At 57.3% G+C, this 18,953-nt stretch carries 14 protein-coding genes and 3 pseudogenes; 13 read left to right on the forward strand and 4 right to left on the reverse strand.

All coding sequences use genetic code 11. The features are described from left to right. Positions 1–112 precede the first annotated feature (112 nt). Positions 113–580, reverse strand: a complete 468-nt coding sequence (locus LB556_RS23125) for an Lrp/AsnC family transcriptional regulator (protein WP_063169330.1) — start codon at positions 578–580, stop codon at positions 113–115. Positions 581–1,424: 844 nt separating this feature from the next. Here LB556_RS23125 and LB556_RS23130 point away from each other — a divergent pair. The 10 genes and pseudogenes from LB556_RS23130 (at position 1,425) to LB556_RS31685 (ending at position 11,716) form a co-directional block, all read left to right on the forward strand. Further along, the gene (locus LB556_RS23130) at positions 1,425–2,603 is read left to right on the forward strand and encodes an aminotransferase class V-fold PLP-dependent enzyme (protein ID WP_063169329.1); all 1,179 of its coding nucleotides are present in this window, start codon (positions 1,425–1,427) and stop codon (positions 2,601–2,603) included. 36 nt (positions 2,604–2,639) lie between these two features. Continuing rightward, on the forward strand, positions 2,640–3,788 hold the full coding sequence (locus LB556_RS23135; protein WP_063169328.1) for a M20 family metallopeptidase: 1,149 nt from the start codon (positions 2,640–2,642) through the stop codon (positions 3,786–3,788). 401 nt (positions 3,789–4,189) lie between these two features. Further along, positions 4,190–5,368 (forward strand): M24 family metallopeptidase, encoded by a 1,179-nt coding sequence (locus tag LB556_RS23140; RefSeq protein WP_063169327.1) that lies wholly within the window; start codon positions 4,190–4,192, stop codon positions 5,366–5,368. 973 nt (positions 5,369–6,341) lie between these two features. Continuing rightward, complete coding sequence (locus LB556_RS23145; protein ID WP_063169326.1) at positions 6,342–7,820, forward strand: NAD-dependent succinate-semialdehyde dehydrogenase; 1,479 nt, start codon at positions 6,342–6,344, stop codon at positions 7,818–7,820. Positions 7,821–7,833: 13 nt separating this feature from the next. Beyond that, the gene (locus LB556_RS23150; protein ID WP_063169325.1) at positions 7,834–9,237 is read left to right on the forward strand and encodes an aspartate aminotransferase family protein; all 1,404 of its coding nucleotides are present in this window, start codon (positions 7,834–7,836) and stop codon (positions 9,235–9,237) included. 145 nt (positions 9,238–9,382) lie between these two features. Next, positions 9,383–10,276 carry a polysaccharide deacetylase family protein gene (locus tag LB556_RS23155; RefSeq protein WP_224570030.1) on the forward strand — a complete coding sequence of 298 codons (894 nt, stop codon included), beginning with the start codon at positions 9,383–9,385 and terminating at the stop codon, positions 10,274–10,276. 462 nt (positions 10,277–10,738) lie between these two features. Continuing rightward, positions 10,739–10,984 (forward strand): annotated as a pseudogene (locus tag LB556_RS32030) (SDR family NAD(P)-dependent oxidoreductase); the annotation flags it as partial. 31 nt (positions 10,985–11,015) lie between these two features. Continuing rightward, entirely contained in the window at positions 11,016–11,213 is a 198-nt protein-coding gene (locus LB556_RS31675) for an SDR family oxidoreductase (RefSeq protein WP_063169323.1), read from the forward strand. 27 nt (positions 11,214–11,240) lie between these two features. Next, positions 11,241–11,522: pseudogene (locus LB556_RS31680) on the forward strand (SDR family NAD(P)-dependent oxidoreductase); the annotation flags it as partial. After that, positions 11,510–11,716, forward strand: a complete 207-nt coding sequence (locus LB556_RS31685; RefSeq protein WP_199489648.1) for an SDR family oxidoreductase — start codon at positions 11,510–11,512, stop codon at positions 11,714–11,716. The pseudogene LB556_RS31680 and the gene LB556_RS31685, both read left to right, overlap by 13 nt. A gap of 214 nt (positions 11,717–11,930) precedes the next feature. On the opposite strand, the gene LB556_RS32035 is transcribed toward LB556_RS31685, so the two are convergent. Next, entirely contained in the window at positions 11,931–12,197 is a 267-nt protein-coding gene (locus LB556_RS32035; protein ID WP_063169322.1) for a hypothetical protein, read from the reverse strand. A gap of 667 nt (positions 12,198–12,864) precedes the next feature. On the opposite strand from LB556_RS32035, the gene LB556_RS23175 reads away from it, so the two are divergent. Further along, positions 12,865–14,520 carry an MFS transporter gene (locus tag LB556_RS23175; protein ID WP_063169321.1) on the forward strand — a complete coding sequence of 552 codons (1,656 nt, stop codon included), beginning with the start codon at positions 12,865–12,867 and terminating at the stop codon, positions 14,518–14,520. 473 nt (positions 14,521–14,993) lie between these two features. Next, entirely contained in the window at positions 14,994–15,212 is a 219-nt protein-coding gene (locus tag LB556_RS32040) for an IS110 family transposase (protein ID WP_370463547.1), read from the forward strand. A 469-nt stretch (positions 15,213–15,681) separates the two neighbouring features. Here LB556_RS32040 and LB556_RS23185 read toward each other — a convergent pair whose 3' ends face one another. Continuing rightward, on the reverse strand, positions 15,682–16,899 hold the full coding sequence (locus LB556_RS23185) for a serine hydrolase domain-containing protein (protein WP_063169320.1): 1,218 nt from the start codon (positions 16,897–16,899) through the stop codon (positions 15,682–15,684). A 447-nt stretch (positions 16,900–17,346) separates the two neighbouring features. Then, a pseudogene (locus LB556_RS23190) lies at positions 17,347–17,640 on the reverse strand (alanine dehydrogenase); the annotation flags it as partial. Positions 17,641–18,089: 449 nt separating this feature from the next. Here LB556_RS23190 and LB556_RS23195 point away from each other — a divergent pair. Continuing rightward, positions 18,090–18,932 carry a transporter substrate-binding domain-containing protein gene (locus tag LB556_RS23195; RefSeq protein WP_063169318.1) on the forward strand — a complete coding sequence of 281 codons (843 nt, stop codon included), beginning with the start codon at positions 18,090–18,092 and terminating at the stop codon, positions 18,930–18,932. Positions 18,933–18,953 lie beyond the last annotated feature (21 nt).

Below are 18,953 nucleotides of genomic sequence, written 5' to 3' on the forward strand. Positions count from 1 at the left end.
CCTGGTATATATGCGGGACCATTCAAAATAGGACAGCCGACATTCAGAAGTGCGGGACAACTGCGACCCGCGGAAGGCGCGTGGTGGTTGCCTGGGCGGGCTCTTTTGAAGGCTACTCTTCAGCAATTGGCAGAGCAAACGACGCCTTGATCCGATCCATTACAACGATTGTCTTGAACCCCTTTACTTCAAGATGTTCGTAAAAAAAACGACGGGTAAACGCCTCGTACTCGGCCATGTCCTGAGCAGAGACCGTAATAATAAAATCCGCTTCACCCGTAACGTAGTAAGCGTTCATGATCTCAGGCGTCCGCCGAATTGCCTGCTTGAAACGATCGATGATATCGGCGCGATCGCGCTCGAGAGTGATGGATACCAGCAGGAGCAGGGGCCGACCGACGGCTTCCGGTGAAACTATGGCAACGTCCGCTTCGATGACGCCAGCGTCTCGAAGTCGCTTTAATCTCCGCTGACAAGCGGTAGCCGATAGTCCGGCAAGTTCGCCCAATTCCTCTGTCGTAAGGCGATTGTTGCGCTGCACGACGTTGAGAATCTTCCGGTCAATTCGATCCAGATCCATTCACAATCTCTGCTCATGATGATATCGGCCAATGCCAAGGCCGCCAGTCCGTACGTCCAAAATGTAGCAAGTGCCAAACGCCCTCTCGGCGCTAAAGTCGGTCCAAGTCGCAGAAAATCGGCGTTTCTTTCGCCATCTGCGCACAATACCGGCATAGTATAACTATCTGAGGGGTGCCGCTGAATCGATGGGCGTTGCTGGTGAGCAGTTGCGGGCCAGCGCAAGAACGGCAGATTCGATCGGGTGGGGGCGATCCCCGGTCGAAAAGATCCTACCGATCTCGTTGCTCAGGCGCAGAAAACATGAGTTGCAGCACGCTCGCATCAGTTCGAGGCAAGCGTGTTAGGGAGCGACATCACCAAGGGTGTCGGCGTTGCAGCATAAATCGGAGACCATGAGAGTCAGGCTATGAACCGGCCCCGGCTTTCGGATGCCTTACGGCCCTCGCGCGTCGGCCGCGAGTGAACTATGATCCGCATGGGTGTGGGGCTGGAGGAGAAGGTCGTCGGCTCAGTCAGGCTAACGTCGCTCCAAGCACTGGTAAGAAGCCCTATCCGCGGTCTGAGAATTACCCAAATTGATCTCTCGTGAGGCAGTTGTTGCAGCTGCATTCCGTCGAGACGCTTCAGTGATCCGCGAGAATGGCTCGCGATCTCTGCGTGAATCGCGGTTTGGCGCAGGAATGCGGCGTGGGAGACCGAATGTTAGACCAAAGTCGGCACGAGCACCGTGTAAAATGGGCAGGTCAGCGCAGACCAGTCTGGCGGCATTCTTACCCTTGCCGGAACGATCGCCTGAACAAGGTAGCTCAACCGCCGTCCGCACTCCCAGGAGAGAAAGCCATATGCTTCCCTTGGACATCCTCCGAAAGGAGTTTCCAGCCACAGCAAACGCCATCTACATGGATGTCGCGAACCAGGGCCTCATATCAAGCACAACATTGGCTTCAATCGAGCCTCATTTGAACAATCGGCTGCATGGCCTAAACGACGAAGAAAGAATGCTCGAACACGTCGAGCGTACTCGCGCTAGGTTCGCACAATTTATCAATTCAGATCACGATGAAATTGCAATTACCAAGAATGCATCGGAAGGCATCAACATCATCGCTAATGCGATCGATTGGAGAGATGGAGACAACGTCGTTCTATGCCCAAAATTGGAACACGCAAATAATATCTTGCCATGGATTCAGATCAGAGACCGCTACAATGTCGAGTTGCGAGTCGTAGAGCCGGATAACGGCTCAATTCCCCCTGATGCATTCGTAAAGGCGATTGATTCTCATACCCGCGTTGTTGCCTTGGCGACGGTGACGATGGTTCCGGGGTTTCGGACCGTCATGGAGCAGATATCCGAAGCCTGTAGGCACTACGGTGCATTTCTTTTGGCGGACGCGACGCAATCTGTTGGGATACTCCACACCGACGTCAATCGACTTGGCGTAGACGGTGTAGCAGTGTCCACTGTGAAGGGTTTGATGGGTCTTTATGGATCGGGTTTTTTATATTGCCGTAAAGAATGGGCCGATCGGCTGAGCCCGGCCTATCTTGCGCGCTTCAGCGTAGATTTCGGAAACGCGCCAGAATCAGCTCCGGTACCTAGTTTTGTAAAGTTGCGCTCTGGCGCGCCCCGCTTTGATATCGGGCATTACAACTTCCCTGGCATGTTGGCTGCATATGCATCAATGGGCCAGCTACTTGATATCGGAACCGAGGCGATCGACCAGAGCGTTACCTCACTCGCAAAACGTATGGCCACTGGTCTCTTAGATATCGGGCTTCCGGTCTGCGGCGGGCCACCAGGCGCTCACACTGGAAGTATCGTAGCCGTTGGCGATTCCAGCGATCTTGTTGAAGGGCGCCCAGTCGACGCCCGCATTCGGTCGCTTCACGAGCATTTCACGAAGAACGGGGTAATCGTCTCAATACGCAGAGGCATGCTCCGGTTTTCCCTGCATCTTTACAACACCGCCGATGAAGTCGATCGCGTAATCAATCTGGCCAAGAGCTGGTCGAAGTAAGAGCGACACGGCTAGTTCATGCACACAGGAGAGTACATGTCGACCCAGAGCGCCGAGACTATCGGACTTCTCCAAGATCTTATAAAGATCGAGAGCATCAATCCATCGCTGTCGCCAAAAGGTAGTGGAGAGCAAGGTGTAGCCAAGTTCCTCGAGGGTTTTTGCAAGGAGCGGAAGCTGGCTTACGGGATACAGGAGGTGGCCGATGGTCGCTCGAATTTCCTGACCTGGGTACCTGGGAAAGAACCCGATAGGCGTATTCTATTCATTGCTCATATGGATACCGTTCCTATCGATAGGTGGGAATCAGATCCATTCTCGGGTGAGCAACGGGACGGGCGAATATATGGGCGAGGTAGCTGCGACACAAAAGGCTCACTTGCAGCTATGTTGATTGCGCTTAGCTCACTTGGTGAACGGCAGCCCCGGGCCACGGTTGTTGTGGCAGCCAGCATTGACGAAGAGTACCGCAAACTTGGCGCCCGCGCTATAGCCGATTCCGGTGTCGCTTATGAGGGTGCGGTAGTCGGTGAACCCACCGAATTAGAGCTCGTTGTAGCTCACATGGGTTCTGTCCGCTGGCAAATCGAGGTTCAGGGTGTACCGGCTCATACGTCGAAGCCTCATCTCGGAGTGAACGCGATCACGGGCATGGCCAAGGTGGTATTGGCACTTGATGAGCACCATCGATCCCTTGTGTCTCGGGCGCAGCACCCATTGGTAGGGTCATCACAGCTGACCGTGAGCCTCATCGAAGGAGGTTTGGAACTTACCACTGTACCGCCGGTATGCCGTATCTGGGTCGATCGGCGTCTCATACCCGGGGAGCGGCCGCAGGACGCGTTGGCGGAGGTAGAAAGCATACTGGAAGGCCTTCGCCAGGGCGAAGACAAGATCAATGTTCGGTCATTGCTTCCCGCATTGGAAGACCCGCCTCCAATCAGTTCCGGGTCGAGCAAAATTGCAGCAGTCGCAGGAGCGGCTTGTGCCCACGTCGCGGGGACCGGAGAGCAGAAGGGAGCCACCGGCGGCTCGGATGCAAATCAGCTGTCATTGGCTGGGATCCCGTGTGTGATTATCGGACCCGGGCGTACTGCCCAAGCCCATACGAACAACGAGTTCGTTGAAATCGATCAACTGACCAAGGCTGCTGATTTGTACCAGAGAATCATGCTCACATATTAGGAGTGGCCGGCCTGATGGGGGTGCTCAAACCCCGTCCATTGGGCCGCGGACGCCCCGGATGCTGCATGAGCGTGGCGGCCGCAACGTCCCGATCTTCGCTGGTCTCGTCGGCGCTTCCCACGTAGATCTTGCCGCCCGTGCTTGAAATTCTGTTGCGACAGGCAGAGTGCGTCTTCACCATAGGGAGGGCATGATCTTCCACCGGAGACGCAGAGCCACCGAAAATTTGGCGCTCATATGCGGATAACGTACGGCAAGTGCCTAGGAAATGCAGATTTTCCGCGACAAGAAGAAATCCTCGGGGAAAACAGCCTCTTGTGACGTGATACGAAGAGAAAGTATGCGGACAGGACGAATGCCTGATCCGTTCGAGGAATGCCTGTTTTGAAGGACTCGACGAGATGAAATATGAGAAGCCATTTCCGCCCGAGGAGTTTCGGCGTCGTGTTCATGACGTGAAGCAGCGGATGGAGCGAGCGGGGCTGGACTTGCTGATCTGCCAGGATCCCGCGAATATGTATTGGCTTACCGGCTTTGACGGCTATTCGTTCTACGTGCCTCAGGTGGTCTTAGTGCATCTCCAGTCGGACATGCCCCTCTGGTTCGGACGTTTCGTCGATGTAAATTCCGCTTATATAACGACGGATCTGCCTAGAGAAAATATAAGCTCATTTTCCGATCATAGACTTCAACATCCAGAATTACATCCATTTGACGATCTTTGCGAGCTTATCAATTCGCGCGGCTGGGGATCTGATCGAATCGGTGTCGAGCTTAACGCCCACTTCTATACTGCCCGAGCACATCAACATCTCGTCAAAGGCCTTCCGAATGCAAAATTCTCTGATAGCCGCGAATTAGTCAATTGGGCACGGCTTATAAAATCTGACCTTGAACTAGTCTACATGAGAGAAGCGGGCCACCTTGCAACGCATACGATGCAGACGGCAATCGCTAACCTAAGGCCTGGAGTGCCGCAACATGAGGTCGTCGCGGAGGTGTACCGGGCCCAGACACGAGGGGTGGACGGTAAATATGGCGACTCTAGCGGTCCTCCTCTTATCCAGACTAGCGAACAAACGAACGCTCCGCACCTCAGTTGGACCGAGGAGCCCTTGCCGACCTCTGGCCTGGTTCTCATGGAGTTCGGCGCCACCCGACGCCGCTACTGTGCGCCGCTGTGCCGCACCGTCCACATCGGAAAGCCACCCGCAGAGGTCTCGCGTCTTGCTGAGGTTATAGTGGAAGGCGGGGATGCTGTGCTCGAGATGGCAAAGCCTGGTACCGTCGTTGAGGAGCTTAATGCGGTGTGGCAAGATATCCTCAAGCGGAACGGGTATATCAAGATAGGCCGCTCCGGCTATTCAATCGGACTCAACTTCCCGCCGGAATGGGGCGAACGCACGGTTAGTATTCGCGCGGGCGACAAGACCATCCTACAACCAGGAATGTGCTTCCATTTTCAGTCGGGGGTTAGGCTCGAAGGGTTCGGCGCCGCCATCTCTGAATCATTTATTGTAACCGAAAGGGGCGGTGAGCGATTGGCAGATGTTGATCGCCGCTTGATCGTCGTGGACTAGGTGATTTGGATGTGACCCAAATCGTTTTGCGATCTCACTGGGTCCGTTCGAAGCCGGTTGAAATTTGTTTCTGCGGCGAGCGGATGAACGGATCTAGCTTAAGGACGGCGCTGTCTGAGAGGTGCGGCATGCCCAACCTCTGGGACAGGAGAATCTCGCCTAGCACATGAGTTCTCTGCATCAGCGGAGATTAAGATCCGTAGGCCGAAATGAGCCACCTGTGACGCGAGCGCGGCGTGAACGTTGCCCCATTCTACAAATGCGCGGATGACGCAAGAGGACTTAGCTTTTGAGGAGCATTGAGGACGAGTTTACGCGCGCCTGAAGCGGGCTCTTGCCAACCCTGCGCGCCGGTGGGAACGCGAGTATGGTCCGCCCCGTCCGTGCAACACGTCGCGACATCAGCACACGTTGTTCCCGATAGATGGCTCGGCAGCGAAGCTCGCCTTTTGCCCGGGGCTCGCTTCATCCTTTTCTGCTGTTTCGTGCGACTTCACCACTTCACCAAGTGAATGTCTGGGTTATCGCGGGGACCTCAATTTCGGGACCCCAAGACCTCCTTCCGAATGAAGTCGTCCGCGATGCCATCGTGTCTGAAGCGGTCGCGGTCACCCTGCACAGTGCCGGACGAAAGTAGCCTTGCGGCGAGTTCCGTCTAAGATTCGAGGCGGTTGCGCCTGCGTCAGTGCGCCTGATCGGTGTCGGTCGAGAACTTAATGCCACGAGGCCAGATCGGGAACTCGGGATCGGGAGATCGGCGCTGGAACCAACTACTTTCCGCGCCGCCGGCGACCAGCGCGACCTTCGCTCGCGGTCGCTAAGCCTCCTGGCAAGTGAAGTTGTGAGCCGTGTCCAATTCTACGCGAATTGGCTGCTGTTTGCAGGAATGCAGCTAAAGGGGCATCAACTGCGCTGCCGATCGGCGCTGTGGCAGCAATAACCTAAAGGCATCAGCATACCATTGGAGTCTTAGATGAGGGGTACGTCAATCACGGCATTACGCAGGCTCAAACGGCCAGACCTTTTGCGTGGTGATGCGTATCTGAACGGCGCCTGGCTCTCCAAATCAGATACTCTTGCCGTGTTTGATCCTGCCAGCGGTGACGAGATCGCTCAAGTTGCGGCTTGCGCAGACGCCGACGTTGACGACGCGGTCCATTGCGCAAGAGCAGCGTTCCTCAAGTGGCGCGACATGCTTCCGTTACAGCGTGGTGCATATCTGCGGAAATGGGCGGCAGGCATGCGGGAGAGCGCCGAAGACCTGGCTGTCATCATAACGGCCGAGCAAGGAAAACCGATTGCTGAAGCCCGCGGCGAAGTTTCATACGCTGCCGGCTTTTTAGATTGGTTTGCAGGGGAAGGGGAGCGGGCTTACGGCGAAACGATTCCCAGCCATCTCCCCGCAAGCAGGCTGGCCGTGCATTTGCAGCCGATCGGGGTGACTGTCGCCATTACGCCATGGAACTTCCCAGCGGCAATGATCACCAGAAAGGCTGGAGCTGCACTGGCCGCTGGCTGCACAATGATTGTAAAGCCGGCACCCGAAACGCCACTGTCGGCCCTCGCGCTTGCCCGCCTTGCCGGGGATGCTGGCATTCCGCCCGGCGTGTTTCAGGTGATCACGGGCGAAGCTCCGCCACTTGCCAAACGGCTGTTGTTGCATACCCACGTGCGTGCGTTCTCTTTTACGGGCTCCACCGAGGTCGGCAGAATCCTTCTCGAGCAATCCGCGAAGACAGTGAAGAAAGTCTCGCTCGAACTTGGCGGCAATGCTCCTTTCATCCTTTTCGGCGATGCGCCGATCAACGCTGCGGTCGCCGGTTGCATGGCAGCCAAGTTCGCGACATCCGGTCAGGACTGTCTCGCGGCAAACCGGATTTATGTGCAGCGAGAGATTTACGAGCATTTTACGGAAAAATTTGCCGAGGCCACCAGTAAACTAAAGGTCGGGCACGGATTGGAGCCAGGTGTCGACATCGGTCCGATGACAAAGACGTCTGGTGCTGACAAATGCAGGCACCAGGTTTCTGAGGCTCTAGCAGCCGGGGCTCGAATGGTAGCAGGCGCACAGCACAATTCGCTTGGCGGGAACTTCGTCACGCCGGCCGTGCTTGCTAATGTGACCGATGACATGGTGATTGCGAAGGACGAAACGTTTGGACCTGTCGCTGCAATCCTGCCCTTCGACGACGAACGGGAGGTGGTCGCGCGAGCCAACAATTCCGAGATGGGACTTGCGGCCTACGTCTATACCCAAGATCTCAACCGAGCCATGCGGCTCTCCGACCGGCTCGAATATGGCATGGTTGCCGTGAATACTCCAAAATTTACGGGGCCGGGCATTCCGTTCGGCGGCTGGAAACAATCCGGCCTTGGTCGCGAGGGCTCAAGGCACGGTCTTATCGAATATCTCGAACCCAAATACCTCTGCATCGGCAACATCGCGGCCTGAAAGGAAGCATTCAATGACCATCAACATCAAAGAGATCACCGAAAAGGACCGCAACTCGGTCTTGCATCCTTTCACTCAGCTTAAAGATTTCGCCACTGGCAAGCTCGGCGACCCAACGATCGTGGTGACAGGGAAGGGGATCCGCATCCAGGACGCGCATGGCAACCAATTTATCGATGGCTTTGCCGGCCTATACTGCGTCAATGTCGGGTATGGCCGCACGGAAGTCGCCGATGCGATCTCGCGTCAGGCCTATCGCTTGGCGTATTACCACTCCTATGCGGCGCACACGACCGACGAGCTTGCGATCCTCTCCGATCGCCTTGTGAAGATGGCGCCGGGCAAGATGAGCAAGGTGTTCTATGGCATGTCCGGCTCGGATGCGAACGAGACCCAGGCCAAGCTTGTTTGGTACTACAACAACCTGCGTGGCAAGCCGACCAAAAAGAAGATCATCTCCCGTGAACGCGGCTATCACGGCTGCAGCGTCGTGTCGGGCTCGATGACGGGCATGAGCTTTTATCACGACCACATGGACCTGCCACTTCCGCAGATTGTTCACACGGGTGTTCCACATCATTACTGGGGCGCAACCCCGGGCGAAACCGAGCGCGAATTCTCCGCTCGCCGCGCCGCCGAGCTTGATCAGTTGATCGAGCGGCTCGGCCCGGACAACGTCGGCGCCTTCATTGGCGAGCCCGTCCTCGGCACAGGTGGTATCACGCCTCCGCCGGAAGGCTATTGGGAAGCGGTACAGACGGTCCTCAAAAAACATGATGTGCTGCTGATTGCCGATGAAGTGATCACAGGGTTCGGCCGCACCGGTTCCATGTTCGGCTCACAGCACTATGGCATCGAGCCAGACCTCATCACGATCGCTAAAGGTTTGACGTCGGCCTACTTCCCGCTTTCAGCGGCAATCGTCGGTGAGAAGGTGTATAAAGTCCTGGAGGATGGAGCCGACAAGGTCGGGGCATTCTCGCACGGCTACACCTACTCTGGTCATCCGATCGGCGCCGCCGCGGCCAACGCGGTCCTCGATATTGTCGAGAAAGAAGACCTCCCCGGCAATGCGCGTGACGTCGGCGCGTTTTTCCAGGCGCAGTTGCAGGAGAGGTTCGCGCAGTTGCCGATCGTCGGCGAAGTGCGGGGCGTCGGTCTTATGGGCGCAATCGAGTTCGTTGCCGATCGCGACAATCGGAAGCGTTTCGATCCGGCGCTCAAGGTAGGTGCGCGAATCTCGAAGGCCGCCCGTGACCGTGGTCTTATCGCTCGGGCCATGCCGCACGGGGACATTTTGGGCTTTGCTCCGCCGCTGGTTACAACCAAAGCTGAGGCGGAGGAGATTGTTGCAATCGCAGAAAGCGCCGTGCGCTCGGTTATGGATGAGCTTGTTCGCGAGAGTGAGAAAATCTGAATGAGTTGGGCCATCTTGTCGTAATCAAGGCGCAAACTCAAGCGACGGCCTGATCGGCTTGCGGGGCTGCCAGCTGAGCTGGTGCCGCGTTCCGCTCATTGAGTTTTCGGCGGAATTCAATGCAGACACTGCTCAGGAGGAACTGGTGGCCAATTCGACCGCACTCAATCCCTGGGAATGGCCTGAAAGCCATTGGCGGCGGCGCATCAACAAAGTCAGAGCGGGCAAGGCACTAAGACCAATGTGGCCCGGCGGTAAACGCTGTGCCTTCGCCATCTCGTTCGACGTCGATCATGAGTCGAACGAATTGCGCAGGGGAGGGCGATCGCTAAGCAGATTATCCTGGGGTCAGTACGGGAGCCGACGAGGGATGCCTCGGGCTTTGGAACTCTTGAGAAAGTACGACGTTCCGGCGAGTTTTTTCGTTCCCGCTGTGATCGCTCAGTTGTATCCAGACGAGCAACGCGCAGTTGTCGATGAAGGCCATGAAATTGGCATGCACGGCTGGATACACGAGCTAAACTCGGAACTGAGCGCAGAGAGCGAGCGCTCTTTAATGATGAGGAGTGCCGACACTCTTGAAAAAATCACTTCCAAACGCCCGACGGGAATTCGAACGCCTTCCTGGGATTTTTCCGACGCAACTCTACGGATCATACGTGAAACCGGATTGACATACGACTCATCCCTTATGGCCGATGATAGTTGCTATGAGCTGCTGGAAGACGAGGAACCCACGGGAGTGATTGAAATACCGGTCGAATGGATTCGAGACGATGCCACTTATCTTTGGATGAGTCCCGATGGGTCTTCACGGCCAGATTTATCAGTCGACGACGTGCTTTCTGTATTTATTCGGGAGTTCGAAGGGGCCTATCAAGATGCCGATTTATTTCAGCTGACTCTGCATCCACACGTCATTGGATATCGCTCACGGATCTGGATCGTAGAAGAATTAATTCGACGCGCCAAAGCAAAGGGTGACGTTTGGTTCGCCACACATCATCAGGTCGCCGAGCGTGCGTCCTCATGTCTCTGAAAACTCTCAGACAGGAACGCCGGTAGAGTGCGGTGTTCTTGGGGCGGCGCAAGCCGTCCTGCGCCTCGACCGTTGCGGCGGTCACCAATGGATTTGGAATGACGCGGATCATCCGCTGTCCGGTATTCGCTTTCAGAGCGGGTACAGTGGGAGTTCTTATCTTGGAGGAGGACTACAATCTTGATTGACACGACCTTTGCCGGAAAAACGGTGCTGATTACCGGCGGGTGGCGCGCTTGGCCCGGCCAGTGCCAAACTGCTGGCGGCGGGTGGAGCGGATTTGGTGTTGGCTGACCTGTCGCAAGAGGCTCTGGACCAAACTCTGGCCGCCTGTCCTGGTGCCCGTTGAGTTGTCTGCGACGTGACCGATCCGGCGATGCTGGAAGGGCTGGTCGACCTCGCCCGCGAGAGCTTTGGCCGGCCGGTTGAGGGCTTGGTCGCGGCCGCTGGCATTACGGTGCGATGAAGCGGCTGATAGACGTGAAGGGTACGAAGCCATGTTCAGCTTCAACGTCGGGGCCATTTGGCGAATCTGCAAGCTGCATCCCGCAGATGCGCGAGCTTGGCCGCGGATCGGTGGTGCTCTTCAGCTCGACTGCTGGTCTGCAGGCCTCGAAGGACGTGCCGATCTATTCGGTGACCAAGGCGGCGGTTGTGATGATGACTCGCACGCTGGCGCTGAACCACGCGGCAGAAATATCCGCGCAAACTGTGTCTGCCCCGGAACCATCGCCAGCCGTTGGCCGAGGCCGGCGTCGCCTTCGCCCGGGGAGAAGCGGCACAGGTCGAGCGCCGGACGAAGATCATCGCTGCGCATCCGATGGGCCGAATGGGGTTGCCGTCCGAGGTGGCGACAGCTGTCGGCTATCTGCTGGACGATGCGGCGGGCTTCACCATCGGCGCCGCGCTTACGGTCGACGGAGGCAGCCTTGCCTAAGCTCCGGTCAGAAACACTGTCGTCGTCACCGGCGCGGCGCGCGGGATCGGTGCCGCAACAGCGGCGTGGCTTGGCTCGGAAGAGGCGTGGGTGTTGCTAGTGGATGTTCTGGATAAAGTGCACGACACAGCTGCGGGCCTTGGCCAGACGGCGCTCGTCTGCGATCTGGCCATGCCCGACGCCGCAGGGCGGGTTCTGGCCGCCTTGGATGCCGCAAGGATCGAGACGCTCGACGTCCTCGTGAACAATGCCGGCATTGGCGGTTCGAAGTCGCTCGCCGATACTGACGATGCCTTTTGTTCCCGCTGATCGATATCAACTTGCGTGCAGTCATCAGCCTGACCCGCGAGTTGCGGCCGCGGATGCGCCAGCCGGGCGGGCGGATCATTAATGTCAGCTCGATCCTCGGGCTTACGGGCTATCCCGGAACGGTAGGCTATTCGGTGGCCAAGGCCGGGATCGCGTATCTCACGCTCCAGCAGGCCGGCGAGCAGGGCCTGTAGGGTATAACCGTGAATGCGGTGGCGCCCGGCGTGGTCCCCACCGACATGACTCGAGCGCTGCACGTACGCAGCTACCAACGCCTGATGGTCGCGCCAATCCGCTCGAGCGCGTCTCCTCGCCGGAGGAGCAGGCGGCGGTGATCGCCTTCCTGCTTCGGACGACGCGTTCTACGTCTCGGGCGCAGTGATCCCCGTCGACGGCGGCTCCCGCCTGTCACAGTAGAGAAGAATAGCGCAATTTAAGCCTATACACAGGATGGCCCTGCAATTCCCGGATGCAGACCGACTCTGCCGGTAACCGGTTCCGGTGGTCGATCCTGTTAGCGGCGCCATTACCCGGCGCACATTTGATCGCGGTGGTGGGCAAGTTGAATTTACCCTTCGCGCGCTTCCCAGCGATCAATATGGCAGTGTCGTACTGCTCGGTCATTGTCGCAACGGTCGCGTTCAGCGTCGGCGCGAACCACAGCGCCTTGGCCACACCAGGTTGTAGCAGACGGATCGCCTCAGTGACCCGCCGAAGAAGCTGAGGCCGTCAATCCAGTCGGGCAGCTTTTGAGTCAGAGTTGGCAAAGGCTGCTCGAACTGAACGACTGTTGAGGAAAGCCTTTGCAGGCGCGGCGGGCGCGAGCACCGCGGGGAGCCGCAAAAAGGCACGCGGAGAGCTCTGCTGAGGCTGCAGTCAACTCAGCGTCCTTGGGAGCATATTGAAGTAGTATTTGCCCATCTCTCCCTGTTATGGCGATTTGAGAAGCAAAAAGCCCGTTCAGCGTTTAGCTTGGAGAATGTGCCCACTGCACTGCTCGCCCGCGAATCACCGATATTATGCAGATTTAGGAGCTCGACGCCGATCTCCTGCATTTGTTGGCGAGGATTGCTGGAAGAGTACCCATTCAATGCACTAAAATCCTGGAGTGGTCTGATCCTCATATTGTAAGTGTAGGCTGGCCTGATGCGGCTGGTTCCAAGTCTTCACAAAGGTTCCAACTACGCCTCCTCCCAAGGCGCATCGGCCCGGCAGCGAGTTCAATCTCCTGCCGGGCGTTGTAACTATTTGCGCACATTGGCCGATTCGGACCTTCAACGGGTTGGGCGGCTGCTGGCTGTCGGAGCAATGTAAAACTGGCTCATAGGCAAGAGTTAGATTGATGAGCAGTCTTGCGGACCAAGTCGCCGATCCAAATTCGCCAGGAGCATTTGCGCCCCTCAGAAATCCGAGCTTTCGTTCAATCTGGTTCGCCACGCAGGTCAGCTCGCTCGGCTGGTTGATGCAGACTGTTGCCATCAGCTGGCTGATGGCTACGATTTCGACTTCCGATCTGATGGTCGCGCTGGTTCAGGCTTCTTCAAACCTGCCAGCGTTCATCTTATCCGTCTTCGCCGGGGCCTTGGCTGATAATTTCAGCCGGCGCCGGGTCATGTTCGCCGGCCGGTGCCTTATGGTATTGGCATCTGCGATGCTGACGGCTTTTGTGGTGCTGGGCTTTGTCGATCCGTGGATGATCCTCGGCTTCAGCTTCTTGATCGCATGCGGCGGCGCTCTCCACGATCCAGCCTGGCAGGCCTCGGTTGGCGATATGGTGAACCGACGCGACGTTCCCGCCGCCGTCACGCTCCTCTCCGTTGGCTTCAACACTGTTCGGACCGTAGGCCCGGCGCTCGGTGGCATAGTAGTTGCCTCTTTTGGGCTGATGACGGCTTTCGCCGTAACCAGTCTTACCTATCTGGTCCCTTTGGTAACCATATGGCGCTGCAAGTGGATGGTTCGCTCATCACCTCTCCCACGTGAGTCGATGAGGACGGCGATCTATGACGGGCTACGCTTCACGGCGATGTCGTCGGAGATTAAGACGGCGATCACTCGCGGAACCCTCTTTGGTCTGGCGAGCATCGCCATTCTCGCGCTGCTGCCGCTGGTTGTCCGCGACCAGCTGGGAGGCGGACCGCTCGCCTATGGCACGCTCATGGCCGGATTCGGGACAGGCGCCGTCTTCGCCGGCATCTCGAACAGCGTGTTCAGACGGAGCTTGTCACAAGAGCGGCTGATGACGCTCGCATGCGTCGCCTGCGCGGCATGCTCCCTTTCGCTTGCGCTGACTTCTTCGATTGCAGTGGCGGCAATTGCACTCGCCATGGGTGGCGCGGGCTGGGTCACCGCCTGGTCCGGGGTCGGCGTGACCGTGCAACTGGCAAGCCCGCGCTGGGTCGTGGGGCGCACCATCTCGATTTACTATGCATTGATCGATGGCGGCATCGCAGCGGGCAGTTGGGTGTGGGGCACGGTGGCCCAGAACCATTCACTGACCTTGGCACTGGAGGGCTCCGCTGGAGCCCTTCTGCTGGTCGCCGCCACGGGCCTCCTGTTTCCCCTTCGCGAGCGCCGCGAATCCGATCCAGATGCTTTGGAGGACTTCGACGCACCGGCAGTCGCCCTCAATCTCAAGCCAAGAAGCGGTCCCATCGTGGTCAAAGTCGAGTACCTAGTGCCCGAGGAAAATCGCGAAGCATTCCTGGAACTCATGCGGGCGCGCCGGCATGTGCACAGTCGCGTCGGCGCTCGTCATTGGACTCTCCAGCGCAACCTTCAGGAGCCTATGCAATGGATAGAGACATTCCGCACGCCGACCTGGACCGACTACCTTCGCCTGAACCATCGTCTCACGGAAGCAGACAAGGAATTGGGTAAACAAGTGCTGAAATTGCATGCAGGACAGCTTCCGCCTAAAATCATGCTTTTTATCGAGCGACCAACAAGCTCGGCCCTAAAGTCCGATGAATCAGCACGTTATTTTCTCCGACACTGACTCTTCGAGGTTAACCCCTTGTATCTGCACGCAGAGGACTTTGTGCGATGGAAGCGACTGAGCCTCGAACCGGATGGCCATCCGGTTCGAAGCAAGGCGAAGTCGCCCGACACCCCTCCGGCCACAACCGTGGGTGAGCCTGGGATCTTCGCCTTCGTCACGTACGACCGAATAGTCGCTTGGCTCCAATCGCACGCACAAGGCAGGTTACCGTGAACAAGACTATCTGTGGAGTGGATGTTTCGAAAGACTGGCTCGATACCCATGTCGTGCCGAGCGGAGCGGCGGGCCGCTTTCGCAACGATGCGGCAGGCATAGCCGAGCTTGCTGCCTGGTGTTAGGTCAATGGTGTCGAGCTCGTCGTCATGGAGGCCAGTGGCGGCTACGAACGGCTTCCCTTCCTGCTGTCGTGGGAGTTGGGAGTAGCCTGCGGCATGGCCAATGCGAGGAGCGTACGCTGATTCGCCGAGGCGATGGGCTTCCTGGAGAAGACCGACAGGATCGACGCCGCCGTCATCGCCCGCTATAGCGAGGTCAAACGGCTGCAGCCGACGCTGCCGCCGAGCGCGGCCCAGCAGCGGCTCAAGGCGCTGGTCGCCCGGCTTTCCCAGGTAACCGCCGATCTCACCGTCCAGAAGCAGCGCAAGAGCGCTGCCACTGATGCCGATACCATTGCCTGCGTATTCCGATGAAGCCGGCCACCGATTCCGATTTGAAGCCGGCCAGTCATTCCGATTTCATTCCGGCCAGCATTCCGATTTGAAGGCGGCCATTTTTCGGTCTGATCCTGGGTCTCGTTGATGTTTGGGTTGGGTTTTGTTTCAGGTCAAGCTGACGGATAAGCCCGAAAGCGGCACCATGCAAGAATACAATAGGTCCACCGGTTCCATTCTCGCAATACAAAGTCGCGACGGCCCCAATCAATATGCAATGTTCGGTGATCATTGTTTCCTCAGCAAAAGCGAGCCAGATCGGTCTGCATTATGCATATGGGAAGCGAGGCTTCTGGTATTTACTTCATAAGCGTAGCAGCGTCTACAGGCCTTTTGCGCCAATTGCCCCCTAGCCGAACGCAGGAATTCGGCGTAGGCGCCCCAGTTCTTCAACCGCGAATTTGCAGGAAATTCCTAAACAAGCGCGGTGACCGTCTAGTGCATCAAGTTACGCGCGGAGCATCCTCCCCAATGCCTGCATCTGCGGCCTTCTAATCCGATCAATGTGGTCGCAAGCGGGGTGCGACCCGAAGCGCGCAATCACCATCTCCGCCTTTGGCGCTATGTACAGGTTCTGGCCGTAAAGGCCCCGACCTTCAATAGCATCAAGCTCGTCGTGTGATACCCACCATTGGCTTCGGTATGTATAGCCGAATGGGAGGTCCGGCTTGGCGGGGTGGTCGAGATCTTGAAGGTCGTAGACAACACTCGCGGGAACCAGTTGCTTGCCATTACACGAGCCTTCACATCGCATCAGCTCGCCGAAACGCGCCAAGTCGCGCAACGTCACATTGAGTCCGCTATGCGCCCTCGGCATACCGTTTGTCGGGTCGATCTCGACATAGGCGTCTTCTTCGCAGCCCAGTGGCAACCATAAGCGCTCCTCCAACAGTTGTGCGAACGACCGGCCCGTTGCGCGCGACATAACCCAAGCCATAACATTGGTATCGACGCCTTTGTAGACAAATTTGCCGTGCGCCCCTTCCTTTCGTATGGTACGCAGGTATTCGCATCTATATGACTTGTCTACACTTGTGTAATCTTCAGTAAAAGCAACGTTAGTTTGCATGTCCATGACTTGGCGGAGCGTTGCATCTTCCCACCCTGTACCTCGTAATTCCGGCACAAACTGCGATATTGTCTTCCTGTCGTCGAGAATGCCCTCATGCACCAACGCCGCGGCTAGGGTGCCCGCATACGATTTGGTGATTGACTGACACGAATGTTGTACGTGCGGCGCGAGTGCGCCGAAGTATCGTTCGTATATGATCCGCCCCCGATGCAGGACCAAAATGCCGTCGGTGTAGGTGTCGAATAGCGCCTCCTCGAACCGGTTGGTGCGGTCGTCCATGTCGACGAACGTGAGCCCATCGATTTCGGTAGACCTGTTGCTGCACTCAAGCTGCGACGGTCCGCCCCGCCCTCGCCACACTTGGACTGTGGGCCGCAGCTCACGCATATGCGATAGCGACCAGCGAAGCTGAGGAAAGGTCCAAACAGTTTCATTCTCGAATGTTACACGCTTGTCTGGCGGCGGCGGCGCACCGCGCATCCAGCCAAATTCGCGAGGATCCGATGCACGGCCGTCCAGGTATTGCTGTCCGTCGAATTCGAGTACGCTCTCCGACGCGTTACCGACGGTTTGCCGTTGTTTGAATTCTGTCATACATGGGATCCAATTTCATGCCTAGGCGCCCCCGGCGCCAGCTGGCTATCGAGAGTTGCGACCCAACCTCGGGAGTTCGGACTGGACTAAATCACAACATGTTATGATCATAGCAGCGGCAGGCGCGCATTCTATGCGAAATGTCCTCGACAACGCAGCAAATCAGCGTTGTATTGCGGCCGGCGCATACTTGCGGCCCCGCTCTCGCGTGGCAAGTAGGACCTAACTTGCCGAACGCTTCCAGCTACAAGAGGCATGAGCCATCATGCGCAGTATGCCGAGTACATCTCGATTAAACCGGGTCCGAACGGGTTGACAATTGTAACGCGTCTCCGCTGTCCGAGCTACGATGAGTCAAAAATTCTCTGGTCTATCAACGATGTTGACCCAGAGGGATACGTGCGAACTCGCAAGGCAAGAAATCGCGAAATGGCATGGGCGACTCTGCATGTTGGCGACGCGATAGTGGATAACGCCGTCGCCTTCGTAGGTGGGCTCGGCTTGAGTCGTCGCATGCGACGTCTCGAAGCAACCGCCCTGGTCAATAGCGACGTCGACCAGCTCCGAGCCCTTCTTCATGCCGGACATCATTTCGCGGGTGACGAGCTTTGGCGCGGCAGCACCGGCGATCAGCACGGCCCCGACCACGATGTCGGCAGAGAAGCATTCTTCCTCGAGCGCCCCGACGGTTGAGTAGCGGGTGCGCACACGGCCGGCGAAGAGGTCGTCGAGATTAGGGAGGTCGAGATTAGGGAGGTCGAGATTAGGGAGAGAGAGGGGCTTGGACCGCAGTTCCCACGTGACCAGAGTCAGCCCTGCAAGGTGTAATTCAACGCGCCAGTCCAGTTTAGATCCTTCCAAACAAGACGTCTTGTGGCGATGCAATCTGCAGCCTTCGGAGTCCAGCGAGTTGGCGAGTTCGCCGACCTCTCTGAGGCCAGGGTATCCGTGCTTTGTGAAATCGCCAGAGCGATCCGGCGAAAGCCAAGGGTAGTTCGCAGGAAACCTGCATCATCGAACTCGATTTCGCTGAATGCCAACAATGCAGAGCGATAAGGTGTCGTTCGTTAAATGACGGACCGGGATGGGTCCAATCAGCAGGGAGCAATGGCGCACCGCTAAGACACTCCTCTCGGTGGCGACGAAGGTAGCTTTCAAGAAAATAAGAACGAGAAAAAAGGGAACTATAGATGAACAATCATGTAACGACGGTCGTAGTTGCAGTCTCCATGGCGGTTGCGTCGATGTCTTTGTCAGCCAAGGCTTGCGCCGGCGAAGTCCTTGATCGTGTGCTCGCGGCACAGACATTGACGGTAGCGGTCGGGTCCGACTGGGGAGCCTTGTCTCACTTGAACGACCAACATGAACTCGACGGTGATGATGTAGAGGTCGCGAAGGGCATTGCGGACTACTTGGGCGTGAAGATCAAATTCGTGACCCCGGGCTGGGATATCATTCAGGCAGGCCAGTGGGGGGGGCGTTGGGACATGGCCATGGGTCAAATGACGCCGACCAACGATCGCGCCAAAAAATTCGCCTTCCCGGCCATGTACTTCTACGAAGGCGAAGTCGCTGTCGTTCACAAGGATAGCAAAGCGACGAAGCCTTCCGACCTGGAGGGCAAGATCGTCGGCGTCCGAGCGGGAACTCTTGGCGATTTGTATGCCAATCACAAGCTCACACCGGCATGGATCGGCGCTAAGCCAATACAATATCAATTTACAGCGGGCCAAGTGAAGGCTTATCCAAGTGCTAACTCTCTTACGCTTGACGACCTGCGCCTCGGCGATGGTGTTCGTCTCGATGGCGTCATTACTGAAGGAACGACGGCGGCTGCGGCAATCAAATCTGGCTATCCATTGAAGGTTATTGGCGATCCCTTATTCTACGCCCCGGGCGCTGTCACAATCGAGCGTGGCGATAAGGAGTTTATCGACAAGGTCGCTGCCGCGGTCAAGAAGATGAAGGATGACGGCACTCTTGCTAAACTCTCGGTCAAGTGGTTCGGGGGGGATTTCAGCGTCGATAAATAACATGACACAATCGTGGGCGTC

The sequence above is a fragment of the Mesorhizobium sp. ES1-4 genome (assembly GCF_020164745.1).
In the GTDB taxonomy this organism is placed as follows: domain Bacteria; phylum Pseudomonadota; class Alphaproteobacteria; order Rhizobiales; family Rhizobiaceae; genus Mesorhizobium.

Bases quoted from the DNA above. Each gene is read 5' to 3' on its own strand.
- LB556_RS23125 (WP_063169330.1), bottom strand. From the start codon at position 580: ATGGATCTGGATCGAATTGACCGGAAGATTCTCAACGTCGTGCAGCGC.
- LB556_RS23130 (WP_063169329.1), top strand. From the start codon at position 1,425: ATGCTTCCCTTGGACATCCTCCGAAAGGAGTTTCCAGCCACAGCAAAC.
- LB556_RS23135 (WP_063169328.1), top strand. From the start codon at position 2,640: ATGTCGACCCAGAGCGCCGAGACTATCGGACTTCTCCAAGATCTTATA.
- LB556_RS23140 (WP_063169327.1), top strand. From the start codon at position 4,190: ATGAAATATGAGAAGCCATTTCCGCCCGAGGAGTTTCGGCGTCGTGTT.
- LB556_RS23145 (WP_063169326.1), top strand. From the start codon at position 6,342: ATGAGGGGTACGTCAATCACGGCATTACGCAGGCTCAAACGGCCAGAC.
- LB556_RS23150 (WP_063169325.1), top strand. From the start codon at position 7,834: ATGACCATCAACATCAAAGAGATCACCGAAAAGGACCGCAACTCGGTC.
- LB556_RS23175 (WP_063169321.1), top strand. From the start codon at position 12,865: ATGAGCAGTCTTGCGGACCAAGTCGCCGATCCAAATTCGCCAGGAGCA.
- LB556_RS32040 (WP_370463547.1), top strand. From the start codon at position 14,994: ATGGGCTTCCTGGAGAAGACCGACAGGATCGACGCCGCCGTCATCGCC.
- LB556_RS23185 (WP_063169320.1), bottom strand. From the start codon at position 16,899: ATGACAGAATTCAAACAACGGCAAACCGTCGGTAACGCGTCGGAGAGC.
- LB556_RS23195 (WP_063169318.1), top strand. From the start codon at position 18,090: ATGAACAATCATGTAACGACGGTCGTAGTTGCAGTCTCCATGGCGGTT.